Source organism: Paraburkholderia dipogonis (genome assembly GCF_042680985.1).
Taxonomy (GTDB): Bacteria; Pseudomonadota; Gammaproteobacteria; order Burkholderiales; family Burkholderiaceae; genus Paraburkholderia; species Paraburkholderia phytofirmans.
On record NZ_JBHUFR010000005.1, the window covers coordinates 18896 to 37179 of the forward strand.

Sequence of the window (18284 nt, forward strand, 5' to 3'; positions counted from 1 at the left end):
TCGCGAAGGCCAGCCTTCTATTAGAGGCCGGTTGATGTGGCAATGACAAACAGTTTCTTATGCTTAGCTTTTCAGTTTCGGCGCGTTGATTCAGGGTAGCGCCGCCAGAGCGCAATCGGCCGTTGGGTGTGACGCCTCGTGCGCCGTCTCTGACGCTGATGCACTTATGCGTTCTGGAACCGGAATAAAGGCTTGTCGCTGCAAGGCGCCGCGCGAGAACATCAGGAGGTCGCCCGGGCGGCAGATGACCCACTCTTCGTCCGTCAACGGCGTAGTCGCGATCACCGTTGTGCAATCTTCTGGTTTGCCTCGCTCAGAAAAATCGATGGACAGATCCGCATCGACAAGTCGTGCGCTGCTGAACGGCCACGCTCGCGTCACATACGCGAGCCGCGTCGAGCAGTAGGCGAATTGCGCTTCGCCGTTGGACAGCAGAAAGTTGAAAGTCCCTTTCGGATTGAGGCCTTCCACGATCGCGATCAGCGCGTCGAACACCGCGTCGAACTGGATCGCAGCGCCACGAAAGCGTGCCGCCAATGTATTCATCATGCTGCAGAAAACGGCTTCGCTATCCGTGGTTCCCACGGGCGAAAACGGTCCCGAAGTTAACGGCTCAAACACATTGAAGTCGCCGTTGTGCGCAAAGACCCATTGCAAGCCCGATAATTCACGCATGAATGGATGGCAGTTCTCCACGCTTGGACGGCCCTGCGTTGCCTTGCGAATATGAGCGACCACGTTGCGCGACTTCACCGGGTGCGCCTTGACGAATGCAGCGATCGGGGAGGTGTGCGCCGGGCGGTCATCGGCAAACAGGCGACACCCTTTTCCCTCATAAAACGCGATGCCCCAACCGTCCACGTGGTCGTCCGTCAAACCACCGCGCGCCGCGAAGCCCGTGAAGGAAAAGGTGATGTCGGTAGGCTCGGCCGCATTAAGCGCAAAGAGTTGGCACATAGACTAGACGCGATTAATTGACAATCTGCATCTGGAGATGGAATTTTTAATTTGCAGTACTGCGTTCGGATTGTATCTCCGCATGAATGCGGTACAACGCCGATGTTCATCCTTGTTTAATCTTCGTCGCTCCATATGCTTAGATGTTCTTTTCCTAAGCGGTGTCACATATCCTTGCCGGTTTTAAGCCTGTCACGCAACGCTGGCAGCAATTGGCGACGGGCGCCATCTGATGGAATAGCGGCCTGCGGCGCGCGAGCGGTTGCGCGCGGGCTTACGTCTGCCCGGAGGTCGGCGGCCGCACGCCGTTAAGATAGAAGTCGCCGACTGCCGCGTATTTCCAGCGAACGGGATCGTGCAGCGTGTGAACGCGTGCGTTGCGCCAATGCCGGCGCGACCCATTATTGCTTCGGCCGCGTGCAGTCTCGTTTTCAATTCGCCAAGCTGGAAGATCACATACGGGTCTGCGCCGATTGGCGGTATGCCGCTCAATTGTGAAGCTGCATCGCGATCGCGGATGAATGAGATCGAAAAGTCAGGGGATTCGGGCGATAGATGAAGCCCCCGCCTATGCAAAACTAATCACTTTTGCTTGTTTTCGTTCCTTTCGGCGAGCTTTACTATCCGCTATTCAATAATAAAGAGGATAAGTATGAGCACGCAAAACGGACTGCGCGGAACCCTGTTTGCCGCGTTGATCGCTTTCACTCTGACCAGCGCCTGGCCTGCGCTCGCGCTGGCAGCGCCGAACCATGGCGGGACCCTGACATGGCTCGTCACGCCGGAACCGGCGTCGATTATTCCGTTGACTACCACCGCCGGGGGCAATGCGGAGATCGGCCCGAAAGTGGTTGAAGGCTTGCTGACTTACGACAAGAATCTCAATCCTCAACCTTTGCTGGCTAGCGCATGGTCGGTCAGCAAGGACGGGCTTCAATACCGTTTCACGTTGCGTCGCGGCGTGAAGTGGCACGACGGCAAACCGTTCACTTCCGCCGACGTTGCCTTTTCGATTCTGACGCTCAAGCAGGTTCATCCGCGTGGCCGGAGCACGTTTGCGAACGTGACCGACGTCAAGACACCCGATCCCTACACCGCAATCATCGAGTTGTCGAAGCCGGCGCCGTTTCTGATCACCGCGCTGTCGGGTTCCGAGTCGCCGATCATCCCCAAGCATCTGTTCGAGGGAACGGACATCGTGTCCAACCCGTACAACAGCGCACCGATCGGTACAGGGCCCTTCGTTTATAAGTCGTTCGTGCACGGCAGCTATATTCTTCTGGAGCGCAATCCGGACTACTGGGACAAGCCCAAGCCGTACGTCGACAAGATCATCGTGCGCTTCCTCCCTGACGGCGCGGCTCGGTCCGCCGCGCTCGAATCGGGCGCAGCCGATCTTGGCGACCAGGCAATTCCGTTGTCGGACGTCAAGCGGTTTGCAGCGCTGCCCAACTTCAGTGTGGATACGACCAACTGGCCGTACGTGAGCAATCATCAACAGCTGATCTTTAATCTGGACACGCCGGTTCTCAAAGACAAGGCCGTGCGTAAGGCAATATCGCAGGCGATCGACGTCAACGCATTGAACCGCGTCGTTTGGTATAACTACGGCCAGGTTTCCGCCGCAGCCATCGGCGTGGCAAACACGAAGTATCACGACGCCGACATCCATTACTTTCCGTATGACATTGCTCAGGCCAATGCTGAGCTGGATGCAGCCGGCTTGAAGCGTGGCGCGGACGGCAAACGGTTCAAGCTGCGGTTGCTCTTCAATCCGTTCCAGGATCCGCGCGCCGCTGATTTCGTCCGCCAGTCTCTGGCGCGTATCGGAATAGACGGCGAGATCGAGACCTATGATTTCGCGACTTACGTGAAGAAGGTATACACGGATCGCGCTTTCGACATTACGCTTGAAGCACTTGCAAACGTGTTCGATCCGACCGTGGGTGTGCAGCGAGTATTCTGGTCGAAGAACTTCAAGATCGGATTGCCGTTTTCCAATGCGGCGCACTATTCGAATCCTGAAGTGGATCAGCTGCTGGAGGCCGCCTCGGTGGAAACCGATGAGGCGAAGCGACGTCAGCTATTCATCCAATTCCAGCAGATCGTGCATGACGACGTGCCGTCGATCGAGTTTGGCGCGAATCCGAATATCACTATTGTTTCGAAGAAGGTCAAAGACTATGCGCCGACTGGCGAGGGATTAAGGGGGAATTTTGCCGATCTGTATATTCAGCAATGAATTGAAGCTGGTTTGTTGACTGCGCCGCACAGGGTGGATGATCGCCGCAAACGCGCCGATGCATGCTTGCGAGGTACTCGCAGCGGAATAATAACCTTATGACCTTTCCTTGGTTGCTGTACGCCGCGCCACCCGTTATTTTCGAAGTATCCCGCATTCCGTTCACTCAATTCATCAATCTGGCAGGCTCATGGCTTCTCGCGACACACCGTACTATTCGGCATCTGCGGACTCCGCGGACAATCTGGCCCGTATCGACCCGACTGACGCACGCCGGCGCACGCTGCTAAAGGCGGCCGCGGCCAGTGCAGCGACCTTCGCTGCCGGTGCGCTCTTCTCCGCGCAGCGGGCCCAGGCTCAAACGCAATCCTCGGGCAAAACTTTGCGCATCGGCTTTCAGAAATACGGCAACTTCGTGGTTCTGAAAGCGCGCGGCACGCTTGAAAAGCGCCTCGCCGCACAGGGCGCGTCGGTGCAATGGCTTGAATTCCCGGCTGGACCGCAGCTTCTCGAAGGGTTGAATGCGGGCGCGGTGGATGTCGGGACGGTCGGCGAAACGCCGCCGATCTTTGCTCAAGCCGCGGGTGTCGACTTTGTCTATATCGGCAACGAGCCACCGGCGCCCAAGGGCGAGGCGATCGTCGTGCAGCATGATTCGCCGATTCGCACGGCCGCCGAATTGCGCGGCAAGAAGGTCGGGCTCAACCGAGGCTCGAATGTGCATTTTCTGCTGGTCAAGGCCTTGCAGCACGCGGGCCTCTCGTATGCCGACATCCAGCCGGTTTTTCTGACGCCGGCAGACGCGCGTGCGGCATTCGTTCAAAAAAGTATCGACGCCTGGGTCATCTGGGATCCGTATCTGGCCGCGATCGAACGGCAGGCAAATGCGCGGGTGGTCGCCAATGGCGAAGGTCTCGTGCGCAACACGCAGTACTATCTTGCGGCGCGCAAGTTTGCCGATGCACAGCCTCAACTGCTGCGAGAATTGCTCGCCGAACTCGATCAGGTCGATCGATGGGGGCGCGACAATATTCCTGCGGTCGCCAGTCAGTTGTCGCCGCTCATCGGCCTCGACGCCCCGACGCTCGAAGTGGCATTGAATCGCACGAGTTATGGCGTGCAGCCAATCGATGCAGCAACGCTCGGCTACCAGCAGCAGATCGCTGACACCTTCACCGATTTGAAGCTGATTCCGAAGAAGCTGGTCGTAGCGGACGCGAAATGGCGCGCCGTTTAACTTTTCACTATCCGCGATTTCTATTCTCAGTTGATGCTCGCCTAAGCTGCGTGAAGTAGGCGTGTAGAACGGCGGCATCGTCGACGCGATCAATCCTGCGCGGGACTCGGGTACTCCGTCGTCCGCGCACTCAACTCGCCGTTCATCGCGCTGCTCACGACGAACTCATATCGTTCCGCCCGTATATGAAATAGCGTCGACTCGCAGACACGTCCATCCGTGAGGCGCGAAATCCGTTTCATCACCAGCAGCGGTGCATGTTCAGGCGTTTGAAGACTACGCGCGATGGCCGCCGACGCCGCCACCGCGGTAATGCTCATGTCGGCGCGAGCGATTTTCCATCCCGGCAGCGATTCGATGATTTCGTAAGACGGCCGCGTTTGCGCGAGCCGCTCGGAGATCGTCTCCGCTTCCGGCAGCAACCACGTCTGCGCGAGTGCTACGCTCACGCCGTCCACGGAATGCAGTCGTTCGAGATAGACCGCGTGTTTCACCTCGCTCGCGAATACGCCGGCCATATCGGCCGGCAACTTCTTGCCGGACTGCATGCGCAGGAGCTTCATTTGCGGTTCGGCGCCCTGGCGCGCCAGCGAATCGTAAAAGCCCCGCAACACGTCTAGCCGATGCTGCATGCGCTTGCCGCTGGCAAAAGTGCCTTTGCCCTGTTTCCGCTCCACCAGTTTTTCTTCCGCCAGCTTGCCGATAGCCAGACGCACGGTCACGCGGCTCACGCCAAAGCGCTCGCTTAACTCCGCCTCTGACGGCAGCTTGCCGGAAGGCTCGTAGCTGCCGTTCTCTATCTCGCCGCGCAATGCGCCGGCAATCTGATCGTAAAGCGACGTGACGTTCTCACGGACCAAAGTCATGTTCGGTGTTTCCCTCTCGTGGCGCGCCGCGGCATTGGCACGGATCGGTGCCGCGGCTAAGCGATTCATCGTATAAGGATATGAGAAGTGCTTCGATCGACAACTTGTATTAATACGTATTATGCCAACTTTCCGGCACGCCGGGTCCGCATACGGACGAATCCTAGCCGCATAATGGGAGTAGGGAAGTGGCAAACGACACATCGAGCTATGCATCGGTCGCAAGTGCAGGTTCAGCCGCACGGCCGCAAGAGAGTCACGCTGCGCCGGCTCATCCGTCAGCGAGCGGACGACTGTTGAAGGCTCGCGCAGGATTTCTGCTTGCGTGGCTGTGCTTCGTCGCTATCGCCTGGGTGCTGCCTGCCCCGCATGGTCTGACGCCGAACGGCAGGGCGACCCTGGCCGTGGTCGCATGGGTGGCGATTGTGTGGATCAGCGAAGCGATTCCGGTCGGCGTCAGCGGCATTCTTTTGCCGATGCTGCTCGTGCTGTCGCACGCGGTCACGCCGTTCCCTAAAGCCGCCAGCGGTTTTGCCGCGCCGGTCGTCTTCCTGTGTCTTGCGGCTTTCCTGTTTTCGGCGATCATGCAGGCGGCCGGGCTTGATCGCCGCATCGCGCTCGTGTTGCTCGACAAACTCAAGGTGCGCTCGGCCAATGGCGTGATCTGGGCGATGTTCGTCGTCAACTTCGTGATGTCGCTGGTAGTGCCGGCTGCCAATGCCCGTGCGGCCGCGTTGTTGCCGGTGACCAACGGCATTGTCGCGCTGTTCGGCAATAGCACGCGCGAGCGGAGTGCCAGAAAGGCCATTGTGATTCAGACATTGGTCTACGGCTCGATGATCAGCGGCATGTGCATTCTCACCGCGCATCTGCCGAACATGGTCGTCTCCGGTCTGCTGGAGAAGCAACTGGGTGTGCGGATTTCGTACTTCACGTGGTTCCGGCTGCAATGGCCGTACCTCGGCATGTTCGTACTGACGCAGTTCTGGGTGCAGCGCTACTTCAAATCGCGCGGCGTGCCGGTGCCCGGCGGCCGTCAGGCGATCGTCGACGCGCGCCGCACACTGCCGCCGGTAGCACGGCAGGACTGGTTGGTGCTTGCGGTCTTTGGTTTCATCGCGGTCATGTGGGCCACTGAATCGCTGCATCACCTGCAATCGGAAATCGTCGCATTGATCGCACTTGCGCTGCTGTTCGCGCCCGGCGTGCTGCGTTCGGGTTGGAAAGAGATCCAGGAGCGCACTATCTGGGGCACGCTGTTTCTGCTCGGCGGTGCGCTGTCGCTGTCCTCGGCGATCAGCGATTCAGGACTCGCGCAGTGGGCCGCCGATCACATCTACTCGCTCGCTCACGGCTACGGCTGGTGGTTGATGCTGGCGATCGTGATGATCGGCACGCATGTGATCCGGATCGGCATGCTTTCGAACGTGGCGGCAGTCACCATGATCGCGCCGATCGCGCTTGCGTTGGCGCCGCGTCTCGGCCTGCATCCGGTGGCCTTCACGTTGTTGATCAGCGATACCGACAGCTTCGCCTACCTGTTGCCCACGCAAATCACAGCGGGCGTGATCGCGTATAGCAGTGGCGCCTTCACGACCTCGGACTACGCGAAAGTGGGCGTGGTGTCCGTGTTGATCGCGATCGCCTACGGCATCTGCGTGATGGCCCCGTGGTACGCCTGGCAGGGCATCCCGATCTGGAATCCCGCCGCGCCCTGGCCGTTCGCACATTGATCGCGCCACTCATTACCGCATTCTTCGATTGAGAGAATATCCAATGAACCAGGAACACGAAAGCGTTGAGGCAAGGCTCGCCGCCCAGGGCGCCGCGCTGCGCAAGCGGCTCGGCCCGCATGTCGCGCCGGCCGGTTTGTACGAGCGTCACAAGGCGTTGCCGTTCGCCGGGCGGGTGAGTTGCAACGTGACGCAACTCGAAGCGGGCAGCTGGAGCGAAATCGTACTCGACTATGAAGTGGGCGCGTCCGGCATCGCCGATGGAGCGTGGCTTAAGGCGACCTTCAAGTTCTATTCGGATTGGGCGCTGTTTCAGACCAGCGATCCCGCCGCGGCCAATTACATCAGCGCGGAATATCACGCGGCGCCGCTCGTTCCGGGTCAAAGCCCCGCGACCGTTCAGTCGTTGAATGTGCGCTTCGATCAGAAAGGGCACGAAAGGCCGTTTCAGAAGGCCGTCATCGTCGATGTCGCGGACGGTTACCTGAACGCCGGCGACCACATTGTGATCAGACTGGGCGATCGACGGCGCGGTCCGGGCACGCGCGTGCAGACCTTCGTCGAGGATCAGTTCCGCTTCCGCTTTTACGTCGACCCGCTCGGCACTTCGCGTTTTGTCACGGTACCGGGAGATGTGGTGATCGATATTCGTGCCGGTGCGCCGGCTCAAGCGCTGCTCAATGGGCCGCGTTTCGTACAGCCTGGCCAGCCCGCGCCGTTCCGGTTGTCGTTGCAGGATCGGTGGGGCAACGCTTGTCGCGATGTCAGCGCAGACGTGCGTGTGCGGGCCTATGATGAACGCCAGCGTATCGTTTTTGACCGTGAGCTACCGTTGCCGGCCGAAGGCTGGGCGAGCATCGCGCTGAACGACTTGCCGACTTCGCCTGGCGGCCTGCGTATTGTCGCGGATGTGCCGTCGCTGCGTGATGTCCGAACAGCAGAAGCGTTCCTAACTGTGGATGCCGCGCTGCCAGTCCTTCGTTCGCTGTACGCCGACTTGCATGTTCACGCCCACGACACGGTGGGCACGAACAGTCCGGCTTATAACGCGGCGTATGCTCGCGACATTGGCGGCATCGACATACTCGGCTACACGGCCAACGATTTCCAGATCACCGATGCGAACTGGCAGCTAGGCGTCGAGACCGTCGAGCAGTTCAACGAAACCGGGCGCTTCGTCGTCTATCCGGTGCAGGAGTGGTGCGGCAGTTCAACGGCAGGCGGCGACCACAATGTGGTTTTTCTCGGCGACGAGCGGCCTGGCTTCCCATACAACGCGCGTGGCGAACACAACCGCACGCTGGTGTGGAACGAGGACATGAAGGGCGCAGCCGTCGAACTGGGCCGCTGGCCGGTGGACGAACTCTGGGACGCCTACGTGGACGATGCCGCGCAGCATCTGGTCATGCCACACGTGGGCGGCCGCCGTTATATTCCTGACTGGCATCACCCGGAACTGGAACGGCTCGTCGAGATCGCATCGACATGGGGCCATTTCGACTGGCTCTATCGCGACGTGATTGCACGCGGCTATCAACTCGGCGTAGCGGCAAGCGGCGACGAACATCGCGGCCGGCCCGGCGGCGGTGCGCCTGGCGTCAGTGTGTTCGGCGTGCACGGCGGCTTGACTGGCGTGCTGTCCGATTCCCTCGACCGGCGCTCGGTCGGCGAGGCTCTGCGTGCCCGCCGCACGTGGGCCACCACCGGCGAGCACAGCGCGGCGCTGGTTCGCTGCGGCGAGCATTGGCAGGGCGATGCCTTCACGCACCGCGGGCCGGCATCGCTTGATTATCGCTTGCTCGGCCGTGCGGGCTGGGAATATGTCGCCGCGTTCGATCATAACGGCCTGCTCGCCGAGCGCAATCTTCATGAAGAACTCGGCTATGCCGAGCGCCTGATCCGGGTCCGCTGGGGCGGTGCGCGGATTCGCGATCGATACCGTTGGGCCGCCTGGCAGGGACGCATTCGCATCATCAACGGCACCATCAACAATTTTGGCGCCGCAGGCTTCGAACACCTGGAAGAGGCCGCGTGGCGCACGGGCGCAACCGACATCGAGTTTCGCAGCGATACCTACGGCGACGCCGACAGTGTCGAGCTCGATATAAGTAACCTGAGTCAGGCGCGCATCGTGATCGAAGGCACGATCGACGGGTTTGTGAAAGTGGGGGATCCGCTGCAGGGTAATCCGTTCGCGCATGCACCGACGTTTCGCTGGGAAATCAGCGGGGCGGAGCTGCTGGCAAGCGGTTCGGCGCGGCATGAACTCGGTGGCACCGAACTGTTTCTCGCTGTCGAGCGTTTGACGGACAAGCCGCTGCCGGTGGATCTGGCGGGCAGTTTCGAAGTGGCGCCGCGCAATGCCGGCTTTGGTTTTCGCCCCGTCTATGTGTTCGGGCGTCAGCGCGACGACAGTAAGGTGTGGACGTCAGCGCAGTTCATCACGTTCGACCTGTAGTCCGACGGTTCGATGTGACGACCGGCGTTGTGGCGTTCGGGCAACCGTTCAGAACGCCAACATCCGGGCGGCAGCGAGATGGCGGATTTCGCGCGAGGTAGCGCGGTCGAGCGCAACGACGGATTCGTCAGACGCTGTCACCTGCAGGCCTTGGGCATCGCTGGCCATTATCGTGCTCCCGGGTGGTGATCGCGCCGTTGCTCACATTCTTCGACCGATTGGGTCATGGACCGCGGTTGAACAGGATCGACACGAGATGGTGCAGGGTGTCGCTAGCATAGGCGCTCAGCGCGGAAAAGAGCGAACCATCGCTCGCACCCGAAATTTCCCTATGAATGCACGCCAGAATCGCGCCGACTAACAACACCGTGCCTACCCGCTTAACGGACCCGCGCGGGAAACCGGCTGGCGCTGACGCGTTTTCTGCAGCGTCGTCGAGCGTTCGACGAGAAAGATATCCGAATCCCTTCATGATGGTCGGCGGATCGATTGAGAACATATCGAGTGTCTGCAATCAAGTGACTGCGTCGAACCAATTTTTTTGCATATCGATAGCAGCATAGCGGCTTAGCGTCGTAGCGCGTTCTTCGCGCCGGCCCGTCCGTGCAGTCATTGAGTTTCTTTTTACCGCAACTCGAACCCGAGCGCGGCCAACGCGTCGCGCAAGCGATCGCGGCCGTGCAGCGACTCGCGGGTGCGCCAACGCTCTATTGAACGACAGGTCCAGGCCGCTTCGGACTGGCCCTGCCGGGTCTGGAATTCGGACAGGATTCCGTCGTAGACGGCGATGCCGGACGGCTGTGCGTGCGCGTCGTAGCGTTCGCGGTGCAGCACCACGGACTGCGGCAGGCGCGGCTTCACTTGCGCCGGACGGGCCAGATCCGCGTAGCCAACGCACAAGCCGAACACCGGCAGCACATGCGGCGGCAGAGCCAACTCCGCCGCGACCTGCTCGGGCGCGTTGCGGATCGCGCCGATGTAGACCGAGCCAAGCCCAAGCGACTCGAGCGCAACCACGGCGTTCTGCGCGGCCAGCGCCGCGTCGATGACGCCGACCAGCAACGTCTCCAGATAGTGCAATCCTTCCGGCTTCACGCCGGCACGCGCGGCCACCGCTTCGAGCCTTGCGAGATCGGCCAACCAGACGAGCAATAACGGTGCATGCCGGATATGCGTCTGATCGCCCGCCAGAACGGAGAGGCGCGCTTTTCGCGCCGGGTCCTCGACAGCGACGACGCTCCAGGTCTGCAAGTTCGATGAACTCGGCGCGGACTGCGCGGCCGCAATCAAGGTTTCAAGCGCACCGTCGGGTAACGGGCGATCGTCGAAGGCGCGCACCGAGCGATGCGCGAGCAGCGTTTCCAGCGTGTCATTCCATTCGGGCGGTGACGTGGCGAATGGCGCGCCATAGCGTTCGCACAAGGCGGCATCTGCGGCATCGGAAAGAGGGTTCCGTACGGGAAGCTCGAGCGTGTTATCAGTGGACATATTTCTTTCCTCGCAATGTAGGTCAAGCAGCGTATTTCTGTCGATGCGCCACGCGGCGGCATCCTTATAACCCCCCGGGCACACTGCTGCGATTGGCGCTTGTTCTTGCGCATACATTACCAAGAACCACCTGCACGGAAACGCGCCTGCATCTAACAATTCTCGCGACCAATATGAGCCTGCCACTGGTTCGCATATGAAATTTTCAGCGATGGATCTAACAAGGCCCTCGTGGCGGAACGCCCCCGTCGCCCGATCGAAACGCTTCCTTTTTATCTATGCAACGACGAATGAATACGGGTTTGGATTTGCCAAATGCTTATTTCTCCCGCTTCGACAAGCCGGTTAACCTTGCCTCATTGCTTTTAGCGGTCACGTATCGGAGGTCAATCGGGCATGCATTACAAAGGTTATGAAGTGGCGCCCGCGGCGCAAGCTCTACCCGGTGGATTGTTCGCGGCCAATCTCGTCATTCAGGACGAGGTGTCGCTGTTGAAGCCGGCTTTCGTGTTCGACGAACTCGACTACTTCTTCGAGTCGGATCTTGCCTTGGCCTATGCGGCTCGCTGGGCGCGCCTTTGGATCGATGACCAGCCGTCGCGATGTTCATGAAACGCGTGGCAAAAAAGCGCATCCGTGTGACGAGACGGACAGCATTTCATTCTCTGCGGATTTCATGCAAGCAAAGATCAGGTCGGTCGCTTGCGTGGTGCGACTAGCCTCATTGATTGCTTCAGCCAGCCTCAAATCGTTCAAGGAAAATTCATGTCTCTCATCAACACCCAAGTTAAGCCGTTCAAGACAACCGCTTACCATGGCGGTCAGTTCGTGTCAGTCAGCGAAGAGAATTTCAAGGGCAAATGGTCGGTCGTGGCGTTCTATCCGGCTGACTTCACATTCGTGTGTCCGACGGAACTCGGAGACCTGGCCGATCACTATGCCGAGTTTCAGAAGCTGGGCGTCGAAGTCTATGGCGTGTCCACGGATACCCAGTTCACACATAAAGCCTGGCACGACACGTCGGACACCATCAGGAAGGTGAAGTACCCGCTGGTTGCGGATCCGACCGCGACCCTCGCCCGTAATTTCGACGTGCTGATCGAGGAAGAAGGGCTGGCGTTGCGCGGCACCTTTGTGATCAACCCCGAAGGTCAGATCAAACTTTATGAAGTGCATGACAACGGTATTGGTCGCGACGCCAAGGAACTGCTGCGCAAGGTGCAGGCCGCGCAATACGTTGCCTCGCATCCTGGCGAAGTTTGCCCGGCGAAATGGACTCCCGGCGCCGAAACGCTGACGCCCTCACTCGATCTGGTGGGGAAACTCTGACCATCGGCTTTCGATAAGCCAAAGACTAATCACGGCGATGCTTTGCATATCACAAGAAATTGGTTTTCGACGGTCCGTCCCGGGCAGACAATCGTTTCCGGATGACGGTGCGCAAAGCGCCGCCTTTGCCGGAATGCCTCAGTGCTGCAACGGACCCGGTTGGCCGGGCCTGCCGGAGAAACAATGAAACGTCTGCCGTTGCTCAATCTTGCCGCCGTGGCGGGAGTCGTGATTGCCGTGACGCTGATCACGGTGAAAAATGTTCACGGCACGACGGCTCATGAACTGCTGAACGTTTCGTACGACCCCACCCGGGAGTTGTACCGTGCCCTCAACGCCCAGTTTGTTGCGGCCTACCAGCAGGAAACGGGGACTCGGCTGCAAGTGAAACAGTCGCACGGCGGATCTTCCCGTCAGGCCCGCACGGTGGTGGCGGGCGAGCAGCAAGCCGATGTCGTCACGCTAGGGCTTTATTCTGATGTCGATGCGTTGCGCAAGCAGGGTTTGATCGCCGATAATTGGGTTCAGCGTCTGCCGAATCATTCCCAGCCGTATTACTCGACAATCGTATTCGTGGTGCGCAAGGGCAATCCCAGGCATATCCACGACTGGCCGGACCTGATCGTGCCGGGTGTGGACATCGTGACGCCCGATCCACGCAGTTCCGGCAACGGCAAATTGAGCGCTCTCGCGGCGTGGGGGGCGGTGACGACACGCGGCGGCAACGAAGGCGCAGCGCGCGACTATCTCAATGCGCTGTACCAGCATACGGTGCGGTTCGATAGCGGCGCGCGAGGAGCGGCGATCGGTTTCACCGTCGAAAAGATCGGCGACGTGCAACTCGCGTGGGAAAACGAAGCGCTGCGCGAGGTCGCGGACGCACGCGACGAACTCGAGATTGTCTACCCGCCCGTCAGCATTCTTGCCGAACCCTACGTGGCTTGGGTCGACACGAATGTGGCACGCCATCATAGCGAACGCGAAGCACGAGCGTACCTGACATTCCTGTTCAGCGACGCGGCGCAGCAGACCATCGCGCAGGCGGGTTATCGGCCCCTCAGCGCGAACATTGCGCAACGCTTTGCCGCGCGCCTGCCGCCGCTCAAGCTATTCCCGGTGACGGCGATCGCCCGTGACTGGGATGACGCGAACCATCGCTTCTTCGACGAGAACGGCATTATCGACACCGTGCTGAAGCCGGCTGACAGCGCGGCGAATTCGTCCAGCCAGAGCGCAAGAGACAAAGGGTGACTTCATGGCGCTGCCACGTAACTTTTCCTACGACTGGAGCAAAGGTAAGCGCGATCTGCTTGCAGGTCTGACGGTTGCCGCCATTTCACTGCCGCAAGGCATGGCGTACGCGCTGATCGCGGGTGTCGATCCCCGCTTCGGATTGTATTCGGCGGTAGTGGTGACGCTGATTGCGTCGTTGTTGGGGTCGTCTTCGCATTTGATCAACGGGCCGACCAGCGCGATTTCCCTCGTCGTCTTCAGCGCGCTTGCATTTCTCGATCCGAATGCCACAGCCGACGTCTACGAGGCGATGTTTCTACTCGGCGTGATGGTTGGCATCGTCCAGATCGGCATTGCCGTCTTTAGATTGGGCGATCTGACACGCTACATCTCGGAATCGGTCATCCTCGGTTTCATGGCGGGGGCCGCGGTACTGCTGGCGATCGGCCAGATCGGCAATGCGTTGGGGGTACGCGAGAAGGGCACCGGTCACCAGCATGTGCTGTACCGGCTCTGGTTGACGCTCACGCAGGGCGATCCCGTCAACCTGAAAGCCGTCGCGCTCAGCGCGGCTTCAGTGGTTCTGGCGGTGGCGCTGCGCCGTGCAGTGCGGCGTTACCGGCTGCCGCAAATCGATATGTTCGTCGTTTTGCTGATCGTTGCGCTGAGCGCTTATGCACTCGGCTGGTCGCGGCCAGAAGAGGGCGGTCATACGGCGGTTGCTGTCATCGGTGCGTTGAAAGCAGGCTTGCCGTCGCCTCATATACCGGAGATTCACTGGAGCTGGATCGGTCAATTGTCGTCGAGCGCGGTCGCGATTGCGTTTCTCGGCTTGCTGGAGGCGCTCTCCATCGCGAAGTCGATTGCGCATCACACGCATCAACCACTCGACTACAACCGGCAATGTCTCGCAGAAGGCGTCGCCAACCTGGCGGGTGGCTTCTTTCGCTGCCTGCCGGGCTCGGGATCTCTGTCGCGCTCCGCAATCAATTATCAAGCCGGGGCTGCTACGCGATTCTCAGGCGTGGTGACGGCTGTTACTGTCGCGCTGGCGGTGCTGGTGTTAGCCCCTTTTACGCGGTATATCCCGAAGGCGGCGCTGGCGGGACTGTTGTTTGTAACCGCCGTGCGCCTGATCGATGTCGAGCGCCTGCGTTACACATTGCGGGCCTCGAAATATGACGCCGGCCTGATTGTATTGACGACGCTCGCAGCGTTGCTGATCGGCGTCGAATTCGCGATCCTGGTCGGCGTCGCACTCTCTATCCTTCTGTTTGTCCCGCGTGCGGCGAAGTTGAAGGCAACCGAACTCGTCGTGAGTCCGGAGGGCGTCGTGAGAGAGCGTTTGCCTTCCGATCCGTCATGCGCCGCAGTCGCGGTATGGGACTTTGAGGGCGAGTTTTTCTTCGGCGCGGCCCCGGAACTCGATCGTCATTTCGAAACGATCACGGCGCGTGCGCGGCAACAGGGCGTCCGCTATCTCGTGCTGCGCTTCAAGCGCGTGAGGAATCCCGACGTCGTGTGCATCGAACGTCTCGAACATTTTCTGCGCGACGCACAACGTGACGGATTCGTTGTACTGCTCGCCGGACTTCGGCCGGCATTGCGCCAGGTGCTCGGCAATCTGCGTTTCACCAGCTGGTATCCGGCAGACCGGTTTTTCCCGGAAGAAGATGAAACGTGGTCGGCGACGGTACGCGCTGTCCGTCACGCCTACGCGCAACTCGGCGCGAGCAACACCTGTCCGCACTGCGCGGGGCGCTTGCAGGCCGAGCAACGTCCGGCGGATCTTTATTACCTCGTGTAGCGCCTGAGTTTTGACTGGCGCGAAGCGATGGGGCTCACACGCGTGATAAACATCGAAGAATAGATTCGTTTCGAGTGCTTCACGCTTGCCGTATTGTTTATATTGCGCCGTATGGATGAAACATCTCATGACGCAACCTGGACCCGGCAGCAACGGAGCGCCCCACGCGCGAAACGCCTTCGCCGCGGTCCAGCCCAATACTCAGTCAGGAATGCATCATGGCAACAGGTACGGTCAAGTGGTTCAACGATGCAAAAGGATTTGGCTTCATCAAGCCCGATGACGGCGGCGACGATCTGTTCGCACACTTCTCCGAAGTGCGTACGGAAGGTTTCAAGTCGCTGCAGGAGAATCAGAAGGTTAGTTTCGAGGTCAAGCAAGGACCTAAAGGCAAGCAGGCTGCCGACATCAAGCCGCTGTAGGTCGCAGGCAGGCGACGGGCCCCCAGTCGCGGGCCGGTGTGGCGCCGCGCGACTTGGGGCATGGTCTCTGTATCAGGCGGCCTTCGTGGCCCGCGCCGTGTGTGCAGCGCTTTCCTTGACGGCTTTCGACGAAGCGACAGTCACGGCATTGAAATTGTTTTCCGCAATCTCAGCGGCCTGTCGGGTGGCCTTGTTCACTGTGTCGTAAGCGGTATGGGCGGCAGTGATCGTCGACTTCAGCAGGGCGACTGCCGATTCCGAACCAGCCGGTGCGTTCTTTGTGACGCTGTCGACAAAGGCCTGCGCGTTCTGGCTGTACTCGACGAATTGCGCTTCGGCGATCTTGACGAACTCCTGATGAGTGGCCGTCAGAATCTCATACGCCTGCCGGCTGTACGCATTGCCCTTTTCAACTGCAGGCTGTAGGAGGGCGTGGCGAAGCTGGAAGAGATCCGGCAGTTCTTTCTCCGCCAATGCCTTTTGCGCGGCTTCCTGCGTTTCAGCAAAAATCGACTTTGCGGCCTGCAGGTTCAGGACGCTCAGCTTTTCGACACCTTCGACCAATTTGCCTGTCAGGCTGAAGAACGTATCGACATGTTTCTTTTGGGCTGCGGCGAATTGTTCCTGAGAAAACTGGGTCATCTCGATCCTCCTGGGTGGACGGCAGTGGTGGCAACTTCCAACATGGCGCGAACGTGATGCGTCGCAACATGAGCCCCATTCTTGGTGCCCGCAGGTGGTGAAGTCAAATCACTTATTCGCGAATGCATAGATGGCCGACGAGATCGTGACGTACGCTGTCCTGCCTGTTGTCAGATGAAGTCATCGACTGAGATCCATAAGTAAATGATTTCTTGTTGGTTGGTTTTGGGCCGATTTCTGCGGAGAATCTGGCGCCTGAGTTCTTGGTCGCCGAGAGCGGTCGGACTCGCTATCCGGCACGACGGCACGAGTGTGCGCGCCTGCGTCACCGGCGCAATCAAGTTTTCAAGGAGGGTGCAGTGAGTTTGAATTTCACCCGTCTTACGCCGGCGCTCGGTGTGCTGGTGGAGGGTATCGATCTGGCCCGGCCTATCGATAACGACGTGCGGGACCGGATCCGCGAGGCGTTGACGCGCCATCAGGTATTGTTCTTTCGCAACCAGACCATCAGTGTGCTGCAACAGCGCGATTTCACTGCACAGTTCGGCGATCTGCACACTCATCCCATCTATCCGCAGCATCCCGAGGCGCGCGAGATCATGGTGCTGGATGCCGACACTCTCGACCTCAAAGACAACGCCATCTGGCACACCGACGTCACGTTCACCGCGACCCCACCCCTTGGCGCCGTACTCGTCGCGCGGCAGTTGCCGGAAACCGGTGGCGACACCCTGTGGGCGAGCAGCTTTGCCGCGTATGACGCACTATCCGACAGACTGAAGACCTTCCTGGAAGGACTGACGGCAACGGCACGATTTCACCAGGAGCTTTCCGCTCAAGCGTTTCGGCCTGACCGAACCGGACCGGCAGCGCTGGAATGAGACACGGTTCAAGAACCCGCCATTGAGTCACCCGGTGGTCCGCACCCATCCGGAAAGCGGCCGCAAGGGGCTCTTTGTCAACGAAGGCTTTACGACCGGGATCGACACGTTGCCCGAAGAAGAAGGCAAGGCGTTACTCAACTTCCTGTTCGCACACCAGTCGCGCCCGGAATTCAGCGTGCGCTGGCGGTGGGCGTTGGGTGACGTGGCCTTCTGGGACAACCGCCCGACCAGCCACTACGCGGTGGACGACTACCACCCAGCGCGGCGCGTCATGCACCGCGCCACCATTCTCGGCGACAAGCCATATTAAGCGCCGTACGCGGCATGCGCGATGTGCGCCGGACTCGCACGGGCACTCGATGCGGATCCGTCACGCCTGCTGATGGACAAGCCGCCTGGCGCCCTCGATGCATTCACGCGAGAGCGTTCGAGCCGACTGACACGCACGTAGCGACGTGTCGCGTTTCATAACCATATCGGAACTCGGTCTTTCCAAATTTTGGCGAACCCTGCCATGCTTCCACTCAGGCCGCGCGCAGGTTCAGCGCGCGGCGTTCATTTCAAACCTGTAGTGGCCACCTTTATGAGCATGGATCCGTTAATCGATAGTTTGATGCTGAAAATGCGGCACAACCGCGTCTACACGACTGTGACTTTCGCCCGCCTGTTCGGCGTGTCGGAAAAGGCCGTCGAAGCCGCGCTCGCTACGCTGATCGACGCAGGTAAGGTGCGAACCTGCATCAACGCTCGGCGCGATGTTGGTTACTGTTTGGCCGGCACCACCCCGGTGTCCGGTTCGACGGCGCTGTCCGAGGCAACCACAGTGGCCACGCCGCCCTTGCTACGCCGCGTCGACGGTGCGCTTGCCGGCTACGACAGGCAGCTCGACGTGCATCGTTCGCTCGCCATGCTGGTGCGCCGCTGAGCTTGTCGCGGCGCTATGCTGAAGCGCGCCGCGTGCTGTTCAGCCTGCGGCGCGCATCGAT

The 18284-nt window shown here is 60.1% G+C and carries 17 protein-coding genes and 1 pseudogene; 12 read left to right on the plus strand and 6 right to left on the minus strand.

The window, feature by feature from the left end; all coding sequences use genetic code 11:
- Nucleotides 1–90 precede the first annotated feature (90 nt).
- Both ACFSNN_RS04420 and ACFSNN_RS04425 read right to left on the minus strand, forming a co-directional pair.
- Nucleotides 91–957, minus strand: coding sequence for a class II glutamine amidotransferase (locus ACFSNN_RS04420; protein WP_134466220.1), 867 nt, complete (start codon nt 955–957; stop codon nt 91–93).
- Nucleotides 958–1231: 274 nt separating this feature from the next.
- Nucleotides 1232–1351: pseudogene (locus tag ACFSNN_RS04425) on the minus strand (acyl-CoA dehydrogenase); the annotation flags it as partial.
- A gap of 258 nt (nt 1352–1609) precedes the next feature.
- On the opposite strand from ACFSNN_RS04425, the gene ACFSNN_RS04430 reads away from it, so the two are divergent.
- Together ACFSNN_RS04430 and ACFSNN_RS04435 are read left to right on the plus strand one after the other, a co-directional pair.
- Entirely contained in the window at nt 1610–3199 is a 1590-nt protein-coding gene (locus tag ACFSNN_RS04430; protein ID WP_134466221.1) for an ABC transporter substrate-binding protein, read from the plus strand.
- Between the two features lie 190 nt (nt 3200–3389).
- On the plus strand, nt 3390–4436 hold the full coding sequence (locus tag ACFSNN_RS04435) for a sulfonate ABC transporter substrate-binding protein (protein ID WP_166799455.1): 1047 nt from the start codon (nt 3390–3392) through the stop codon (nt 4434–4436).
- Between the two features lie 89 nt (nt 4437–4525).
- Here the strand turns inward: ACFSNN_RS04435 and ACFSNN_RS04440 are convergent, their stop codons facing one another.
- A complete protein-coding gene (locus ACFSNN_RS04440) occupies nt 4526–5302 on the minus strand; it encodes a GntR family transcriptional regulator (RefSeq protein WP_134466222.1) in 777 nt (258 codons plus the stop codon).
- Nucleotides 5303–5598: 296 nt separating this feature from the next.
- Here ACFSNN_RS04440 and ACFSNN_RS04445 point away from each other — a divergent pair, with 296 nt between their 5' ends.
- Both ACFSNN_RS04445 and ACFSNN_RS04450 read left to right on the plus strand, forming a co-directional pair.
- The gene (locus tag ACFSNN_RS04445; protein WP_244323247.1) at nt 5599–7035 is read left to right on the plus strand and encodes an SLC13 family permease; all 1437 of its coding nucleotides are present in this window, start codon (nt 5599–5601) and stop codon (nt 7033–7035) included.
- Nucleotides 7036–7078: 43 nt separating this feature from the next.
- On the plus strand, nt 7079–9493 hold the full coding sequence (locus ACFSNN_RS04450) for a hypothetical protein (protein WP_134466223.1): 2415 nt from the start codon (nt 7079–7081) through the stop codon (nt 9491–9493).
- A 223-nt stretch (nt 9494–9716) separates the two neighbouring features.
- Here the strand turns inward: ACFSNN_RS04450 and ACFSNN_RS04455 are convergent, their stop codons facing one another.
- Together ACFSNN_RS04455 and ACFSNN_RS04460 are read right to left on the minus strand one after the other, a co-directional pair.
- Nucleotides 9717–10007, minus strand: a complete 291-nt coding sequence (locus tag ACFSNN_RS04455; protein ID WP_377689707.1) for a hypothetical protein — start codon at nt 10005–10007, stop codon at nt 9717–9719.
- A 110-nt stretch (nt 10008–10117) separates the two neighbouring features.
- A complete protein-coding gene (locus tag ACFSNN_RS04460) occupies nt 10118–10981 on the minus strand; it encodes an NADPH-dependent oxidoreductase (protein ID WP_134466225.1) in 864 nt (287 codons plus the stop codon).
- A 396-nt stretch (nt 10982–11377) separates the two neighbouring features.
- Here ACFSNN_RS04460 and ACFSNN_RS04465 point away from each other — a divergent pair, with 396 nt between their 5' ends.
- From ACFSNN_RS04465 to ACFSNN_RS04485, 5 genes are all read left to right on the plus strand, one after another.
- Nucleotides 11378–11593, plus strand: coding sequence for a hypothetical protein (locus ACFSNN_RS04465; protein WP_134466226.1), 216 nt, complete (start codon nt 11378–11380; stop codon nt 11591–11593).
- Between the two features lie 153 nt (nt 11594–11746).
- On the plus strand, nt 11747–12310 hold the full coding sequence (ahpC, locus tag ACFSNN_RS04470; RefSeq protein WP_134466227.1) for an alkyl hydroperoxide reductase subunit C: 564 nt from the start codon (nt 11747–11749) through the stop codon (nt 12308–12310).
- Between the two features lie 183 nt (nt 12311–12493).
- Entirely contained in the window at nt 12494–13561 is a 1068-nt protein-coding gene (locus ACFSNN_RS04475; protein WP_134466228.1) for a sulfate ABC transporter substrate-binding protein, read from the plus strand.
- A gap of 4 nt (nt 13562–13565) precedes the next feature.
- The gene (locus tag ACFSNN_RS04480; protein WP_134466229.1) at nt 13566–15350 is read left to right on the plus strand and encodes a SulP family inorganic anion transporter; all 1785 of its coding nucleotides are present in this window, start codon (nt 13566–13568) and stop codon (nt 15348–15350) included.
- Between the two features lie 218 nt (nt 15351–15568).
- Nucleotides 15569–15772: a cold-shock protein gene (locus tag ACFSNN_RS04485; protein ID WP_083083486.1), complete on the plus strand. Its 204-nt coding sequence runs from the start codon at nt 15569–15571 to the stop codon at nt 15770–15772.
- Between the two features lie 72 nt (nt 15773–15844).
- Here the strand turns inward: ACFSNN_RS04485 and phaP are convergent, their stop codons facing one another.
- Nucleotides 15845–16414: a TIGR01841 family phasin gene (gene phaP, locus ACFSNN_RS04490; protein ID WP_134466230.1), complete on the minus strand. Its 570-nt coding sequence runs from the start codon at nt 16412–16414 to the stop codon at nt 15845–15847.
- 212 nt (nt 16415–16626) lie between these two features.
- Here phaP and ACFSNN_RS04495 point away from each other — a divergent pair, with 212 nt between their 5' ends.
- The 3 genes from ACFSNN_RS04495 (at nt 16627) to ACFSNN_RS04505 (ending at nt 18223) form a co-directional block, all read left to right on the plus strand.
- Nucleotides 16627–17295, plus strand: coding sequence for a TauD/TfdA family dioxygenase (locus ACFSNN_RS04495; RefSeq protein ID WP_341868466.1), 669 nt, complete (start codon nt 16627–16629; stop codon nt 17293–17295).
- Nucleotides 17296–17329: 34 nt separating this feature from the next.
- Nucleotides 17330–17608 carry a TauD/TfdA family dioxygenase gene (locus ACFSNN_RS04500; protein ID WP_465263113.1) on the plus strand — a complete coding sequence of 93 codons (279 nt, stop codon included), beginning with the start codon at nt 17330–17332 and terminating at the stop codon, nt 17606–17608.
- A gap of 303 nt (nt 17609–17911) precedes the next feature.
- Nucleotides 17912–18223 carry a hypothetical protein gene (locus tag ACFSNN_RS04505; RefSeq protein ID WP_377689714.1) on the plus strand — a complete coding sequence of 104 codons (312 nt, stop codon included), beginning with the start codon at nt 17912–17914 and terminating at the stop codon, nt 18221–18223.
- Nucleotides 18224–18284 lie beyond the last annotated feature (61 nt).

What these genes read in the sequence shown, in the direction of transcription:
- ACFSNN_RS04420 (WP_134466220.1), bottom strand. Translation starts at nt 957, where the DNA reads ATGTGCCAACTCTTTGCGCTTAATGCGGCCGAGCCTACCGACATCACC.
- ACFSNN_RS04430 (WP_134466221.1), top strand. Translation starts at nt 1,610, where the DNA reads ATGAGCACGCAAAACGGACTGCGCGGAACCCTGTTTGCCGCGTTGATC.
- ACFSNN_RS04435 (WP_166799455.1), top strand. Translation starts at nt 3,390, where the DNA reads ATGGCTTCTCGCGACACACCGTACTATTCGGCATCTGCGGACTCCGCG.
- ACFSNN_RS04440 (WP_134466222.1), bottom strand. Translation starts at nt 5,302, where the DNA reads ATGACTTTGGTCCGTGAGAACGTCACGTCGCTTTACGATCAGATTGCC.
- ACFSNN_RS04450 (WP_134466223.1), top strand. Translation starts at nt 7,079, where the DNA reads ATGAACCAGGAACACGAAAGCGTTGAGGCAAGGCTCGCCGCCCAGGGC.
- ACFSNN_RS04460 (WP_134466225.1), bottom strand. Translation starts at nt 10,981, where the DNA reads ATGTCCACTGATAACACGCTCGAGCTTCCCGTACGGAACCCTCTTTCC.
- ACFSNN_RS04465 (WP_134466226.1), top strand. Translation starts at nt 11,378, where the DNA reads ATGCATTACAAAGGTTATGAAGTGGCGCCCGCGGCGCAAGCTCTACCC.
- ahpC (WP_134466227.1), top strand. Translation starts at nt 11,747, where the DNA reads ATGTCTCTCATCAACACCCAAGTTAAGCCGTTCAAGACAACCGCTTAC.
- ACFSNN_RS04475 (WP_134466228.1), top strand. Translation starts at nt 12,494, where the DNA reads ATGAAACGTCTGCCGTTGCTCAATCTTGCCGCCGTGGCGGGAGTCGTG.
- ACFSNN_RS04480 (WP_134466229.1), top strand. Translation starts at nt 13,566, where the DNA reads ATGGCGCTGCCACGTAACTTTTCCTACGACTGGAGCAAAGGTAAGCGC.
- ACFSNN_RS04485 (WP_083083486.1), top strand. Translation starts at nt 15,569, where the DNA reads ATGGCAACAGGTACGGTCAAGTGGTTCAACGATGCAAAAGGATTTGGC.
- phaP (WP_134466230.1), bottom strand. Translation starts at nt 16,414, where the DNA reads ATGACCCAGTTTTCTCAGGAACAATTCGCCGCAGCCCAAAAGAAACAT.
- ACFSNN_RS04505 (WP_377689714.1), top strand. Translation starts at nt 17,912, where the DNA reads ATGCTGAAAATGCGGCACAACCGCGTCTACACGACTGTGACTTTCGCC.